This window comes from Actinospongiicola halichondriae (genome assembly GCF_049103745.1).
Classification (GTDB): domain Bacteria; phylum Actinomycetota; class Acidimicrobiia; order Acidimicrobiales; family Salinilacustritrichaceae; genus Salinilacustrithrix; species Salinilacustrithrix halichondriae.
The window spans coordinates 561869-577537 of record NZ_CP171622.1 but is presented as its reverse complement, the minus strand read 5'-3'; the positions used below and the strand labels follow the sequence as shown (position 1 = coordinate 577537).

The window sequence follows — 15669 nt, the reverse complement described above, 5'->3', positions numbered from 1 at the left end:
CGGAAACCCGACCAACTCGGTCGGGTTTCCGCGCGATCTCGCTAGGGTCGGGCCGTCAACTTCCATCCACACCTTGCAAGGGGAACCCCAATGGCAATCCGACTCGGAGACGAAGCTCCCGACTTCACCGCCGACAGCACCGACGGCACCATCAACTTCCATGAGTGGAAGGGCGACTCCTGGGCGATCCTGTTCTCGCACCCGAAGGACTTCACCCCGGTCTGCACCACCGAACTGGGACGCGTCGCCGGCCTCAAGCCCGAGTTCGACAAGCGCAACGTCAAGGTCCTCGGCCTCTCGGTCGACCCGGTCGACTCCCACAACGCGTGGAAGGGCGACATCGCCGACGTCACCGGCAACGAGCTCAACTACCCGCTGCTCGCCGATCCCGATCGCACCGTCGCCGACCTGTACGACATGATCCACCCGAACGCCAACGACACGTTGACCGTGCGCTCGGTGTTCGTCATCGGACCGGACAACAAGGTCAAGCTGACGCTGACCTACCCGGCTTCGACCGGCCGCAACTTCGACGAACTGCTCCGGGTCATCGACAGCCTCCAGCTGACCGCCAACCACTCGGTCGCCACGCCGGCCGACTGGAAGAGCGGCGAGGACGTCATCATCGCTCCGGCCGTGTCGGACGAGGACGCCACGGCGCGCTTCGGCACCTACGACGCCAAGAAGCCCTACCTCCGGGTGACCAAGCAGCCGAGCTAGACGCCGACGACGACGCCGAGTGCGTCGCTGAGGAGTGCCCGCCAGCCATCGGCAGCGATGCCGAGTGCGGCGAGGCGTTCCTCGGCGACGCGCCGAGCGGCATCCGCGTCGTCGCGACCAGCGGCCTCGGCGACGTGGGCATCGGTGAGGCGCACGAGCGCCTGCGCGATGCGATCGCCGGTCGCATCGACCGCTTCCATCGCGGCGATGAGCACGGCCCGGGCCTCGTCGATCGACCCGGCACGGGCGACGGCCACCGCCTCGGCGATGTGGGCGTAGACGAGGTCGAGATAGGTGTGCGGCTTCTCGGGCACGGAGCGCGCTGCGCTGCGCGCGCCCTCGACGTCGCCCAGCACCGCTGCAGCCAGTGCCCGACCGGCACCGATGTAGCCACGGTCGTCGTCGAGACCGGCCAGCGCCGCTCGGGCAGCCTCGGCCTGGCCGCACTGGAGCGCGTGCATCGCTGAGGCGACCGTCTGATCGGGTGCACCGACGATGTCGGTCGGCACCTCATGCGATCCACCGAGGATCTCGTCCCCCATGGCCACGTCGCCGAGCTGGACCGAGAGCGCCAACGCCGTGATGCGTTCGAAGTTCAAGATGTCCTCCGACGACGCGGTGAGATCTGCTTCACGGACGGCGTGGAGCACCTGCAATCCGGCGGGGACGTCGCCCTGCATCGCCAGCGCCCGGCCGAGGTTGCACTTGGCCTGGAGGGCACCGAACGCGTCGTCGATCTCGTCGAAGAGATCGCCTGCGCGTGCGAGCGTGGCGATGGCGTCGTCGGTCCGTCCGGCCCACAACGTGATCGAGCCGGTCAGCACGACCATCATCGCCTCGCCCCAGACCTCGCCCCGCTCGTGGGCATCGTCGCCGACGACGGTCGCGAGGGCGAGGGCCTCGTCGTCGTGGCCCTGGTGGAAGCGCACCCAGGCCAGGAGACCACGCGACCACGTCAGGCCGCCGGGGTCGCCCAACTCCTCGAACGTCTTCATGGCGTGGAGAACGCGTTCCTCGGCCTCGTCGACGCGACCGGACACGTACGCGGACCACGACAGGTTCTGGTGCGCCCACGCCGCGTGACGGGCCTCGCCGAGCTCCTCGAACAGCGCGAGCGCTGCCTCGAGCGCGACGTCGGCCGCCTCGAAGTCGCCGGCGAAGATGTTGGTCATCCCGATCTGGCGCAAGGCCGCGCCCTCGCCCGTCCGATCGCCTTGATCGACGAATCGACGGCGGGCGTCGTCGAGGACGGCGATGGAGCCGACGATGTCGCCCCGGTGCTGTTGGATCTCTCCGAGAACCAGCTGTGCACGCGCCACGGCCACCTGGTCGTCGGCGGCCGATGCGAGCTCCAGCGATGCGGTGGCATCGCGCTCGGCCGAGTCGAGGTGGTACTGGTCGGTGCGAGCGTCGGCGCGGAGCCGCAGCAGGTCGACGCGCCGGGGATCGTCGTCGGACAGCAGCGCCAACGCACGATCGCTGAGCGACTCGGCGACCGACGGGGAGAACTCGTCGTCGGCCTGCTTTGCCGCCGTGGTCAGCCAGGTGACGGCACGGTCGCGGGCGTCGTCGGGCACGCCCGGGATACGGCCCAGCTCGTCGACCAACTCGGCGGCCGATGCCCAGTGGTGGGCGAGGTGCGCGTACTCGTGCTCGTGCTCCTCGAGAGCGCCTTCGAAGTGCTTCTCGATCCAGACGGCGATGCCGGCGTGCGACTTGGCCCGGTCGGCCTTGGTGAGGGTCGAGTAGGCGACCTCGCGGATCACATCGGACCGGAAGGTGTAGACGTCGCCCTCGATCACGAGGAACTCCCGGGCAGCGAGGCTCTCGATGTTCCCGCGGGCGGCTTCGCTGTCGATGTTGCGCTTGACCTCGGCCATCGTCGCGAGCGCGCCGATCTTGTTCCGACGGCCGAGCACGGCGGCATCGTCGAGGATCGACCGATCGGCCGGCGACAACGCGTCGAGACGGGCAGCGACCAGACCGCGGAGCGTGCTCGGCAGCTCGCCCGACTCGGTGTCGAGCAACTGCTCGACGGTGTTCACACCGGCTTCGGTGACGAGGGAGACCAACTCCTCGAGGTAGAAGGGGTTGCCGCCCGAACGGTCGACCAGCATCGCCGCGAGTGACGGGTGCAGGTCGCCCTTGGTCAGCGTGAACAGCAGCCGGCGGCTCGCGTCGGCGTCGAGGGGATCGAGGTGGAGGACGACGCTGTTGGCGGCCTCGGGCGAGGGACGCCAGTGGTCGCCGATCGACCGGCGTGCCGTCGCCATCAGGACGAACGGTCGGCGGGCCAGCCGGGCGAGGAGCGTGTCGACGAGGTCGAGCACCTCCTGATCGGCCCAGTGGAGGTCCGAGAGCACGACCATCACCGGTCGGATGTGGCTGTACCCCTCGGCGACGGCCACGACCGAGCGGATCACCTCTTCGCGCGCCCGTGCGACGTCGATGCCCCGCAGGCTGCTGTCCGTCCCCAGCAAGTGCTTGAGACCCGTGACCACTCGATCGATCTCGGTGAGACGCCGCGACTCGGTGAGCGCGGCGTGGGTGATGCGTCGGAGCTCGTTGTCGATCTCCGACGGCGATGCGTCGAGGTCGAGCCCAGCCGCACCACGGACGGCGTCGGCGATCGGCCACCAGACGTTGGCCTCGCCGTAGGGGACACAGCGGCCCTCGAGAACCAGTGCCCCCAACTCGCACGAGGCGTGTGACGACATCTCCTCGGCGAGGCGGGACTTGCCCATGCCGGCCTCGCCGTGGACGACGAGGAGTGCGGCCCGGCATCGGTCGATCGCGTTGGTGGTGACGCTGGTCAGCAGCGCGAGCTCGGTCTGCCGTCCGACGAGGGGCGACTGGTGACGGCGCGGTCGGTAGCCCGGGGGCCGGAAGGCGGCCTTCGCCACCCAGGCCGAGACGGGCAGCGCCTTCCCCTTCGCGATCACCGGATCGATCGAGTCGTACTCGACCACCGCGTTGGTCGCGGCGTACGTGAGCGGCCCGACCAGGACCGTGCCCGGCTCGGCCGCGGTCTGCAGGCGGCTGGCGGTGTTCACCACGTCGCCCATGGCGGTGTACTCCCGTCCGCCCTGGACGGCGCCGACGAGCACCTCGCCGGTGTTGACCCCGACGCGCATCTGTACGGCGTGGTCGAACTCGGCGCCGACGACGGCGATGGTCTGTTGCATCCGGAGTCCGGAGCGCACCGCTCGCTCGGCATCGTCCTCGTGCGCGACGGGTGCCCCGAACAGCGCCACGATGGCATCGCCGATCACCTTGTCGACCCGACCACCGAACGCCTCGATGTCGAGGGCGAGCCGCTCGAAGCACCGGTCGACCAGGGCCTTGACCTGCTCGGGGTCGAGGGTCTCCGACAACGACGTGAACCCGACGAGGTCGGCGAAGAGCACGGTCGCGATCCGACGCTGGTCGCCCACCACCACCAGCTCATGGCCGCACGAGGGACAGAAGCGGGCCTCGGGCGGAACCTCGGCTCGACACTGCGGACAGTTCACGGGCGCGAGTCTACGGGGCCTCGAAGACATACCCCATGGGTCTCTCCTGACAGGAGAGATACCGTGCCCACCATGAGTGCACCGATGTCAGCCCCCGTCGCCACCGCCGCGGCGAGAACCGTCTCCGCCGTCAAGACCTACGGCTCGGGATCGACCGCCGTCACGGCCCTCGACAGCGTCGATGTCGAATTCGCCAAGGGCCGCTTCACCGCCATCATGGGCCCGTCGGGTTCGGGGAAGTCGACGCTGATGCACTGCGTCGCCGGCCTCGACACCCTCACCTCGGGACACGTGTTCATCGGCGACATCGACCTCTCGTCGCTGTCGGAGAAGGAACTCACGCGTCTACGCCGCGACCGCATCGGTTTCGTGTTCCAGGCCTTCAACCTGATCCCGACCCTGTCGGCGAGCGAGAACATCACGCTGCCCATCGACCTGGCCGGCGGCAAGGTCGACTCGGCCTGGGTCGACCAGGTCGTCGACACGGTCGGTCTTCGCGACCGTCTCGACCACCGACCGTCGGAGCTCTCCGGCGGACAGCAACAGCGCGTCGCCGTCGCCCGAGCGCTGGCCAGTCAGCCCGAGATCGTCTTCGCCGACGAACCGACCGGCAACCTCGACTCCTCGACGTCCGGCGAGATCCTCACGTTCATGCACGGTGCCGTCGAGGAACTCGGACAGACCATCGTCATGGTCACCCACGACCCGGTCTCCGCCTCGTACGCCCAGCGCGTGCTGTTCCTCGCCGACGGCCAGATCGTCGACGAGATGGCCGACCCGACCTCCGAGCGGGTTCTTGACCGCATGAAGCAGTTCGGTGACCGTCGATGAGGCGGGTCACCCTCCGCTCGATCTGGGAGCACAAACGACGGCTCGTCTCGACGGTGCTCGCCATCGTGCTCGGCGTGGCGTTCATGTCCGGCACGTTCGTCTTCGCCGACACCATCGACAAGGTCTTCGACGACCTCTTCTCCGACGTCAACGAGGCCGTCGACGTCCAGGTCCAGGGTGTGACCCTCTTCGACGGAGGGTTCGGGGGCGGCGAGGCCCGCGAGAACCTCGACATCTCGATCGTCGACACCGTCGCCGCCGTCGAAGGCGTCGATCGGGCCGCGCCGTTCGTCCAGACGCTCGGCTTCGGCGCGACCAACCGGGTCATCGGCCCGGACGGCGAGGTCCTCGGTGCAAGCCAGGGGCCGCCCACACTCCTCGAGAGCTGGATCGACGACGACGTCCTGAATCCCTACGACCTCGCCGATGGTGCGGCGCCGACCGCCGCGGACCAGATCGCGCTCAACGTCGCCGCTGCCGACGATGCCGAGATCGAGATCGGCGACACGCTGACGGTCCTGACACAGTTCGGCGAGTCGTCCTACACGCTGGTCGGCACGTTCACGTTCGGTGAGGCCGAGTCGGCCGCCGGCGCGATCTCGGCCGACTTCACCCTCCCGGAAGCACAGCGGATCGCGGGGCTCGATGGGCTGACCCAGGTCGTCGTGGCGGCCGGCGACGGTTCGGTCGACGACGAGACGCTCACCCAGCGCGTCGCCGAGGCGCTCCCCGATGGTGCCGAGGCGATCACCGGCGAGGAAGCGTCCGCGCAGGACGCTGCCAACGTGCAGGAGGGCTTCGCCTTCTTCCGCCAGCTGCTCACGATCTTCGGGGCCATCGCCCTGCTGGTCGGAACGTTCATCATCTCGAACACCTTCTCGATCCTCGTCGCGCAACGTACGCGGGAACTCGCCCTGCTGCGGGCCATCGGCGCCAGCCGCCGTCAGGTGCTCACCTCGGTCATGCTCGAGGCCGCGGTCATCGGCCTCGTCGCGGCGGTACTCGGACTCCTCGGCGGCGTGGCACTCGCCATCGCCGTGACCGCCGGGCTCTCGGCGAGCGGCGCCGACCTCCCCACCTCGGGACTGGTCATCAGCTCGACCACCGTGCTCATCGCCTTCGTGATCGGCCTCGGCGTGACCATGATCGCCAGCCTCCTGCCGGCGGTGCAGGCGACTCGTGTGCCGCCGCTTGCCGCACTGCGCGAGGTCGCCGTCGACCGAGCGGGAGCCTCGAAGGCCCGCATCGTCGTCGGCATCGGCATCCTGGCGCTCGGTGCGTGGAACCTCTCTGCCGCATGGCGCGACGGGAGTTCCGACTCGATCCCTGTCGTCGGACTCGGCGCCATCGCACTCATCGTGGGTGCCATCGTCATCGGACCGGTGCTGGCGGAGCCCACGGTCCGGATCCTCGGCGGCTGGTTGCCCCGGGTGAAGGGCGTCACCGGTCGACTGGCGACGGAGAACGCCGCCCGCAGCCCCAAGCGCACCTCGGCCACGGCTTCGGCGCTCCTGATCGGCGTGGCCCTGATCGGCTTCATCACGATCTTCGGTGAGTCGGCCCGGGTGTCGGTCCGGAGCGAGGTCGAACGTGGCTTCACCGGCGACCTGATCGTGCAGGCCGACGCCGGATTCGGCCCGCCCGGAGGCTTCTCGCCCACCGTCGCCGACGACATCGCGGCCACCGACGGCGTCGACTCGGTCACTCGCGTCGGCTTCACCCAGGGCCAGGTGGCCTACGACGACGGCGACACCGCCACCGACTTCGTCTTCGCGCTCGACCCCGAGTCGGCGGAGGACGCGTTCACGCCCCGCATGAGCGAGGGGGCGATCACCGATCTCGGTCCCGGCGGTCTCGTCGTCGACGTGGGCGTGGCCGAGAACCACGCTCTCGCCATCGGCGACACGGTCACCGTCACGGGTACCGGCGGGCAGATGGAGGAGCTGCGCATCGACGCCATCTCCGACGACTTCACGCTCCTCGGCAACTTCTCGATCGACTTCGACACCTACGGGAAGCTCGTCACCGAACAACAACTGGTCCAGGTGATCGTCGTCCTCGCCGACGGCGCCGACCTCGAGACCGTCCAGGCGGACCTCGAGACGGTCGTCGCCGACATCCCGTCGGTCAACGTGCTCGACCGCGAGGAGTTCATCGGTGACCTCGCCAGCCAGATCACCAGCTTCCTCACGCTGATCAACGCCCTCCTGCTCCTGTCGATCGTCATCGCGATGATCGGCATCGCCAACACGCTGTCGCTGTCGATCCACGAGCGCACTCGCGAACTCGGCCTGCTCCGAGCCGTCGGTATGTCGCGCTCGCAGCTGCGATCGGCCGTGCGGTGGGAAGCGGTCATCATCTCTCTCCTCGGCACGATCGTCGGCCTGGGCGTCGGCCTCCTCTCCAGCTGGGCGCTCGTCACCGCACTGGGCTCGTTCGGACTCAGCACGTTCAGCATCCCGGTGCCGTCGATGATCGTCGTCATGGTGGCGTCGGCCGCCCTCGGCGTCCTGGCGTCGATCCGGCCGGCCCGAAGGGCAGCCAAGCTCGACATCCTCGATGCGATCGGGGCCGAGTGACCCATGGCGCTCGATCCCACCGCACTCGATGACGACACGCTCACGTTCCTCCGGGAGCGTCACCTGGCGACGTTGACGACGCTCCGCCCCGACGGCTCGCCCCACGTGGTGGCCGTCGGGTTCACCTGGGACGACGACGCGGGTCTGGCGCGGGTGATCACGTGGGACACGTCGAAGAAGGCCCGCAACGTGCTCGCATCTCCCGGCGCCAGGGCCGTCGTGAGCCAGGTCGACGGCGGCCGGTGGTTGAGCCTCGAGGGACCGGCGACGGTGACGACCAACCCCGACGACTGCCGGGAGGGCGAGCGGCGCTACGCCGAGCGCTATCGCGAACCCAAGCAGCGCGACGACCGGGCGATCATCGAGATCGCGGTCGATCGGGTGCTCGGGCGGGCCTGATGGCCGGATACTCCGGCACCCCGCTGCCGAAGAAGCTCGGCATCCGCGAGGAGCACACCGTCGCACTGCTCGATGCGCCCGATGGCTTCGACGAAACGCTCGGCCCACTTCCCGATGGCGTGGTGGTGCGCCGAGCGGCGCGTGGCCGCAACGACGTCATCGTGTCGTTCCACACGACGCGTTCGAGCTTCGAGAAGCGACTCCCGGTGGCCATGCGAGCGCTCGATGTCGCCGGTGGTCTGTGGATCGCGTGGCCCAAGCGGGCGTCGGGCGTACCGACCGACATGACCGAGGACGTCGTCCGCGAGGTCGGTCTGCCCACGGGCATGGTCGACAACAAGGTGTGCGCCATCGACGACATCTGGTCGGGACTGCGACTCGTCCTGCGCAAGGAACACCGCCCCGGCCGGACGACCGCCGCTGGCTAGACCGCGGTGATGTCGGCGAAGTCCCAATAGGCGCGCTGGCTGGTGATCTTGCCGTCGTCGTCGAACGTCATCACGTCGATGATGCTCATCCCGTTGACGCCGTCCGCCGACTCCATCCGAGCGTCCATGGCGAAGGCGGCCTCGTTGCCGGCGACCTTCACGTAGGAGGACGGGGTCAGCGTCACGTTGTCGGCCATCGCGTGGGTCATGTCCCAGAACGCCCCGATCGCCTCCTTGCCGACGTTGGGCTCGGATCCGACGGGGTCCTCGACGGTCGCTCCCTCGGCGAAGAGGTCGAGCCAGCCGTCGCGGTCGTCGGTGTACCGCTCGCAATAGGTGTGGATGGTGTTCCGGATCGCGTCTGCATCGGCCATGCGCCGGACGCTACTTGCCGCTCCGCAGCAGGATGCGGGGACCGCGATCCCAGGTCAGGTAGTTCCACGCCCAGTTCACGAGCACCGAGACCCGGTTGCGGAATCCGATCAGCATGTAGAGGTGGAGCACGAGCCAGGCCAGCCACGCGACCGAGCCCACCAGCGGGGGCAGATGCGGGATCTCGGTCACCGCCGACCGGCGGCCGATGGTCGCCATGGTCCCCTTGTTCCGGTAGGCGAATGCCTCGGTGGGGCGGCCCTCGACCGAGCGGACGATGTTCTGCGCCACGAGACGCCCACCCTGCATGGCGGCCGGTGCCAGTTGCGGCACGGCTGCGCCGTCGGCGCTGGTCACGTGGGCGACGTCGCCGAGCGCCCAGCCGCCGGGACGGCCACGGATCGACAGGTCGTCGTCGACCACGACCCGACCGCCAGGCCCCAGGTCGACGTCGAGGACCGCGGTCAACGGACTCGCCTGCACGCCGGCCGCCCAGATCAGGGTCCTGGTCGGGACTCGTTCGCCGCCGTCGAGCACCACGTCGTCGGCTGCGACCGATTCGACGCGCGTTGCGAGTCGGACGTCGACTCCACGGCGACGCAGCGCATCGATGGCGTGACGGCGGCTCCGCTTCTGGAACGGGGTCAGCAACGAGTCGGACATCTCGACGAGGACGACGCGTGCACGGTCGACCGGGAGGTGGGAGAAGTCCTTGCGGAGCACGCGGTCGAACAGCTCGGCCATCGCGCCCGAGAGCTCGACACCGGTGGGACCGCCGCCGACGATCACGAACGAGAGCGCGCCCTCGTCGATGAGCGCCGGCTCCCGGTCCGCCGCCTCGAACTGTTCGATGATCCGGTTCCGGAGCGCGACCGCATCGGTGATCGAGTAGAGCGGGAACGCGTGCTCGGCCGCACCGGGCACGCCGAAGTAGTTGGTCGACGATCCCGCTGCCACCACGAGGTGATCGAACGCCAACGGCTGCTGATCCTCGATCTCGATCGACCGCGTGTCCCAGTCGACGCCGGTGACGGTCCCCAGCCGGACCTGGACGTTGTCGGCCTTCTGGAACACGGCCCGCACCGAGTGGGCGACGTCGGCAGCATTCAGTCCGCTGGTGGCCACCTGGTAGAGCAGTGGCAGGAAGGTGTGGAAGTTGTTGCGGTCGACGACGGTCACGTCGACCGGCTGATCCACCAGCTCGCGGGCCACGGCGAGTCCACCGAACCCGGCACCGATGACGATCACGTGCGGACGGTCCTGCATGCTTGTGAATCTATTCACGAACTGGTGTGGTGACAACCGATTTCTCGGGCGACTGGCACTCGGGGCACCAGTAGGTGGAGCGGGCCATCGGGCCCTGTCGTCGCATGCGGACGACGGTCCCACAGCGCTTGCACGGTTGGCCCTTGCGTCCGTAGACGGCGACGCCACCGCGATACGTCACCCGTCTCGACGTCGAGAGGTTGGCCCGGAGCAGACGGTGCGCCGTCTCGTACACGGCCCGGAGTCGGTCGGGCTCGATCGACGCCACCGCGGTGAAGGGGTCGATGCCGTGGAGGAAGAGGACCTCGGACTTGTAGACGTTGCCGATTCCCGCGCCCAGCCGCTGGTCGAGGAGGGCGTCGGCGACCTCGGTCTCGTCATCCGTCGATCGGGCAACACGAGCGAGGACCGCGTCGATGTCGGGATGTTCGGCGGTGAGGTCCGGTCCGAGGCCGGCGAGCGCGTCGGGTTGACGACCCTCTCGGTGGTGGATCTCGACCACGGGCGCCTGGAAGCACACGGCGACCCAACCGCTGTCGGCACCGACCACGGCTCGGGCGAGGTGCGCCCCCTTCTGCCATCGCTCGCCGTCGCGGTACAGATGCCATGACCCGGTCATCCGCATGTGGGTGCGCAGCACCAGCCCGCCGCTGAAGCCGATGAGGAGGTGCTTCCCGCGGGCTTCGACGGTCTCGATCGTCTCGCCGGGCCGGGGCCGGTCCCCCGCCAGTCGTGCGGCCTCGAAACGGGTGAGCGTGTGACCGACCAGCGCCGGCCGCAGCCGCGCCGCAGCCCGATGGATCGTGTCGCCTTCAGGCACCCCACCACGCTACGACCCCCTCTCCCGTTCTGGGTGCGCGATCGGGACGCCACACATCCCGATCGCGCACCCAGAACCGAATGTTGGTCGGGTTCCGGGGGGCGTCAGCGGGTGGTCAGCGGGTGGGGCGGTGGACGAAGCCCTTGTAGCCGTCGCGGTAGCCGGCGGTCTCGAGCGCCACGCGCCACGGCGAGTCGCCGGCCGGTTCGCCGTCGATCTTGCGGATCTCGAGCGATCGGTAGCGCGGACGACGATCCGGGCCCGACTCGACCAGGACCTTGAGGTGTTCGGCCCAGTCGGGGTGATCGGCGGTGTCGGCGAACGTCGACACGCTGTGACCGCCTCGCTCCAGGTAGGCGACGAGGGCACCGTCGACCAGCAACACGTGCGCCCCCGCCTGACGCGCCGGGCGGCCGGCGGACTCGGGCCACGGAAGTGCTGCGCCGTACGGCTGGGCGGGATCGGTGGCGGCGAGCACGACGGCGCCGGGACGAGCGTCGGGTTCGCGGGCGGCGCGCAGTCGGTCGACCGCCCCGGGTAACGCGAACTGCGCCGCCCCGAGGCCGGACACGAAGTAGCCACGTCGCAGCTCGCCACGCTCCTCGAGCGCCTTCAGCACCGGGTAGACGCCGGCGAAACCACCCTCGCTCCCCTCGCCCAGCGCCGCCTCCCGAGTGAGCACGCCATAGCGTTCGAGCAGCTGGCGGGCCTTGGCGTGTGCGGCCTCGGTCGGGGACGGCGCGGGCGCGAGCAGCGGAGCCACGAGCGACCACCGGCCTGCGCCCGCCGCTGGACCCAGCCGCGAGAGTCGGCCCGGGCGCGGGCGGCCGCGGCCCTTGCCTGCCGCCGACCGTCGGGGCTTACCGGCGAGGTGGGCTCGCAACGGGGTGAGCGAGTCGTTGGTCACGTAGCCCGCCCATGCGAGGTCCCACAGCGCAGTGAGCACCGCGGTGTCGTCGTAGTCGACGCCGGCGGCCTGTGCGGCGCCGACGAGGTCGGACCAGAACGACGCGCCGCGGCCGCCGAGGTGTTCGAGCAGGGCGACGTGGATGGGTCCGTCCGGTGGAGCGTCGAGCGTGGGGACGAGGAGGCCAGCCGTGTCGCGGAACAGGAGCCGGATCCGACCGTCCCGCGCACCGAGCGATCCGCCACCGACCCACACGACCTCGCCCGCAGTGCACAGCTGGTCGAGGTCGGACGGCGAGTACTCCCGCAGACGCGCGGGGAGGACATCGGCCTCGAGCACGGATGCCGGGATCGGCGCGCCCTGGAGCTGGGCCACCACGTCGATCAGCGCGTCGACGCCACGGCGATTCGACCCGACGTGGTGCCACTCGGGCAGGAAGCGTCCGAGAGCATCGCCCTCGACTGGTTCGACCTCCTTGCGCAGGGCGGCCAGCGACCGACGACGCAGGACCCGCAGCACCTCCGGGTCGGTCCACTCCCGGTCGTGGCCGCCGGGGCGGAACTCGCCTCGGAGCACCCGGCCCTCGGCCTCGAGTCGCTCGAGTGCCGGGATCATCCGGTCGACGGCCACCCCGTAGCGAGCGGCCGCCTCCATCGCCGTGAAGGGACCGTGCGTGCGGGCGTAGCGGGCCGCGAGGTCGGCCATCGGGTCGTCGACAGGGTCGGTGAACGCCGCCGGAAGCCCGACGGGGACGGCGACGCCGAGCGCATCGCGCAGCCGTGCGGCGTCGTCGGTCGCCGCCCAGCGTTCCTCGCCGCCGACGCCGACCGCGTAGGCGCGGCGTTCGGTCACCAGGTCGTCGATCCACGCCTTGGCATCACCCTCGGACCGGAGGTCCAACTCGTCGATGCTCAGCGGCCCGAGCAGGCGGAGGAGGTCGTGGCACTCGTCGGCGTCGCGGGCACGTCGTCCGTCGACCAGGCGTTGCAGCTCGAGCTCGAGGTCGGCGAGCACGTCGCGGTCGATCAGCTCGCGGAGCTCCTCGGAACCGAGCAGCTCGCGCAGCAGATCGCGGTCGAGCGCCAACGCTGCCGCACGGCGCTCGGCCAGCGGAGCATCGCCTTCGTACATGTAGACCGCGATCCACCCGAACACCAGCGACTGCGCCATCGGCGACGACTGGTCGGTGTCGACGGGGACCACGCGGATGCGCCGCGACCGGATGTCGGAGAGCAGCTCCTTCAGCGCGGGGAGGTCGAAGACGTCGTTGACGCACTCTCGGGTGGTCTCGAGCAGCATCGGGAACGTCGGGTACTTGCTGGCCACCTTCAACAGGTCGGCGGCCCGCTGACGTTGCTGCCACAGCGGCTGCCGGCGGTCGGGACGGCGGCGCGGGAGGAGCAGAGCCCGACCGGCGCACTCACGGAACCGCGACGCGAACATGGCGGTGTTCGGCAACTGGCCGAGGATGATGTCCTCGATCTCCTCCGGCGGGATCGCCAGCTCGTCGATCGGGAGGTCGTCGACGGCCTCAGGAAGGCGCAACACGATGCCGTCGTCCGACCAGATCATCTCGACCTCGACGCCCCATCGCTCGCCGAGCGTGGTCTGCAGCGCCATGGCCCACGGGGCGTGCACCTGCGCACCGAAGGGCGAGAGGATGCACACCCGCCAGTCGCCGATCTCGTCACGGAACCGTTCGACGACGATGGTCCGGTCGTCGGGGACGACGCCGGTGGCCTCGGCTTGCTCGTCGAGGAACGACACCAGGTTCTGGGCCGCCAGGGCATCGAGGCCGTGGTCGTCCCGGAGGGTGGCGATCGGGTCAGGGGTCTCGGTGCGGTCGCGGATCGACCGGGTGAAGGCCCCGATCGCTCGACCGAGTTCGAGCGGTCGCCCGGGGCCGTCGCCGTGCCAGAACGGCATCTTGCCGGGCACGCCCGGTGCCGGCGTCACGATGACGCGCTCGAAGGTGATCTCCTCGATCCGCCAGGTCGACGCGCCGAGCAGGAAGGTCTCGCCGGCACGCGACTCGTAGACCATCTCCTCGTCGAGTTCGCCGACGCGGGTGCCGTCGGGGAGGAACACCCCGAAGAGCCCGCGGTCGGGGATGGTGCCCGGATTGGTGACGGCCAGGCGCTGTGCACCGGCGCGCCCGCGCACCATCGAGTCGGTGCGGTCCCAGACGATGCGCGGGCGGAGCTCGCTGAACTCCTCCGACGGATAGCGACCGCCGAGGAGGTCGAGGCAGGCGGTGAGGACGTCGTCGGAGAGTGAGGCGAAGTTGGCCGACCGGCGGATCATCCGGGTGAGGTCGTCGAGCTTCCACTCGTCGAGCGCACAGGCCGCCACGATCTGCTGGCAGAGGACGTCGAGCGGGTTGCGGGGGTAGCGGGTGGTCTCGACCAGACCGTCGTGCATCTGCTTGACCACGACGGCGGCCTCGAGCAGGTCCTGCCGGTGCTTGGGGAACAGCTTCCCCCGACTCGGTTCGCCGACCTGGTGACCGGCGCGCCCGATGCGCTGCAGTCCGGACGACACGCTGCCGGGTGACTCGACCTGGATGACGAGGTCGACAGCGCCCATGTCGATGCCGAGTTCGAGCGACGACGTCGCGACCAGCCCCTTGAGCCGGCCCGACTTGAGTTCGTCCTCGATCTGGAGACGACGTTCACGCGAAATCGACCCGTGGTGCGCCTTCACGAGTTCCGGCGGCGGCCCGTCGTCGGCGTCGTCGGGCGCTTCGTAGGAACGACCCATGGCGCCCACCCCGTCGCCGGCGGTGGCCGTCGCCTCGTCGTGGGCGAGCTCGTTGAGCCGGGCGGCCAACCGCTCCGCCAACCGACGGGCGTTCACGAAGATCAGCGTCGAGTTGTGCTCCTGCACCAGCTCGAGCAGCCGCGGGTGCATCGACGGCCAGATGCTCCGCCGCACCGGACCGGCGGCGGCGGGTCCGCTCACCGGTTCCTCGATCACCTGGCCGAGTTGGCCCATGTCGTCGACCGGGACGATGACCTCGATGTCGAGTTCCTTGCGCACACCGGCGTCGATGATCGACACCGGCCGCCACGACCCATCGTCGGCCCGTCCGCCGAGGAACGCGGCGATCTCCTCGAGCGGCCGCTGCGTGGCCGACAGCCCGATGCGCTGCGGCGCCGTTCCGCCGTTCTGTTCGATCCATGTGACCAGGCGTTCCAACGACACGCTGAGATGCGCCCCACGCTTGGTCTTCGCGACGGAGTGGATCTCGTCGATGATCACCGCCTCGACGCCCATCAACGTCTCGCGCGCTGCCGACGTCAGCATCAGGTAGAGCGACTCGGGCGTGGTGATCAAGATGTCGGGCGGGTTCCGGACCAGCTTCCGACGTTCGTCGCTCGGCGTGTCGCCCGAACGCAGTCCGACCGTCGGCTCGGTGTACGCCACGCCGAGACGGTCGGCGGCGAGACGGATCCCCTGGATGGGCGCCCGGAGGTTCTTCTCGACGTCGACGGCGAGGGCGCGCAGCGGCGAGATGTACAGGACGCGGGTGCGGTGCGTGCGCTCCTCGGGCGGTGGACTCGACGTCAGGCGGTCGATCGCCCACAGGAATGCCGACAGGGTCTTGCCGCTGCCGGTCGGAGCCAGGATCAGGCTGTGGTCGCCGGCGGCGATGGCCGGCCAGCCCTGCTCCTGCGGCGGGGTCGGGGCCGGGAACGACGTCTCGAACCACGCGTGCACGGCGGGCGAGAACTGCTCGAGCGCGGCGGAACCTGGCATCGGAGGAACGGTATCGGCCGGCCGTGACCACCGGACCTCGGCCGATCGCCACCTCGGGCTATGCTGACTGAACGTT

General features: G+C 69.8%; 10 protein-coding genes. 5 read left to right on the top strand and 5 right to left on the bottom strand.

Features of this window, described 5'->3' with window-relative positions; all coding sequences use genetic code 11:
- Positions 1-90 precede the first annotated feature (90 nt).
- Positions 91-720 (top strand): peroxiredoxin, encoded by a 630-nt coding sequence (locus AB8619_RS02975; protein WP_436794969.1) that lies wholly within the window; start codon positions 91-93, stop codon positions 718-720.
- On the opposite strand, the gene AB8619_RS02970 is transcribed toward AB8619_RS02975, so the two are convergent.
- On the bottom strand, positions 717-4232 hold the full coding sequence (locus AB8619_RS02970) for an ATP-binding protein (RefSeq protein WP_436794968.1): 3516 nt from the start codon (positions 4230-4232) through the stop codon (positions 717-719). The genes AB8619_RS02975 and AB8619_RS02970 overlap by 4 nt on opposite strands.
- A 72-nt stretch (positions 4233-4304) precedes the next feature.
- Between AB8619_RS02970 and AB8619_RS02965 the strand changes: the two genes are divergently transcribed.
- From AB8619_RS02965 to AB8619_RS02950, 4 genes are read left to right on the top strand one after another with little or no spacing between them, the layout of a single operon-like run.
- Positions 4305-5063: an ABC transporter ATP-binding protein gene (locus AB8619_RS02965; RefSeq protein ID WP_436794967.1), complete on the top strand. Its 759-nt coding sequence runs from the start codon at positions 4305-4307 to the stop codon at positions 5061-5063.
- Positions 5060-7642, top strand: coding sequence for an ABC transporter permease (locus tag AB8619_RS02960; RefSeq protein WP_436794966.1), 2583 nt, complete (start codon positions 5060-5062; stop codon positions 7640-7642). The genes AB8619_RS02965 and AB8619_RS02960 overlap by 4 nt, the downstream gene beginning before the upstream one ends.
- Positions 7643-7645: 3 nt before the next feature.
- Positions 7646-8041: a TIGR03618 family F420-dependent PPOX class oxidoreductase gene (locus AB8619_RS02955; RefSeq protein WP_436794965.1), complete on the top strand. Its 396-nt coding sequence runs from the start codon at positions 7646-7648 to the stop codon at positions 8039-8041.
- Entirely contained in the window at positions 8041-8469 is a 429-nt protein-coding gene (locus tag AB8619_RS02950) for a DUF3052 domain-containing protein (protein WP_436794964.1), read from the top strand. The genes AB8619_RS02955 and AB8619_RS02950 overlap by 1 nt, the downstream gene beginning before the upstream one ends.
- Here AB8619_RS02950 and AB8619_RS02945 read toward each other — a convergent pair.
- From AB8619_RS02945 to AB8619_RS02930, 4 genes are all read right to left on the bottom strand, one after another.
- Positions 8466-8843, bottom strand: a complete 378-nt coding sequence (locus tag AB8619_RS02945) for a nuclear transport factor 2 family protein (RefSeq protein WP_436794963.1) — start codon at positions 8841-8843, stop codon at positions 8466-8468. The genes AB8619_RS02950 and AB8619_RS02945 overlap by 4 nt on opposite strands.
- Positions 8844-8853: 10 nt before the next feature.
- A complete protein-coding gene (locus tag AB8619_RS02940; RefSeq protein WP_436794962.1) occupies positions 8854-10107 on the bottom strand; it encodes an NAD(P)/FAD-dependent oxidoreductase in 1254 nt (417 codons plus the stop codon).
- Positions 10108-10117: 10 nt separating this feature from the next.
- Positions 10118-10927, bottom strand: a complete 810-nt coding sequence (locus AB8619_RS02935) for an Fpg/Nei family DNA glycosylase (protein WP_436794961.1) — start codon at positions 10925-10927, stop codon at positions 10118-10120.
- A gap of 115 nt (positions 10928-11042) precedes the next feature.
- Positions 11043-15593 (bottom strand): Lhr family helicase, encoded by a 4551-nt coding sequence (locus AB8619_RS02930; RefSeq protein WP_436794960.1) that lies wholly within the window; start codon positions 15591-15593, stop codon positions 11043-11045.
- Positions 15594-15669 lie beyond the last annotated feature (76 nt).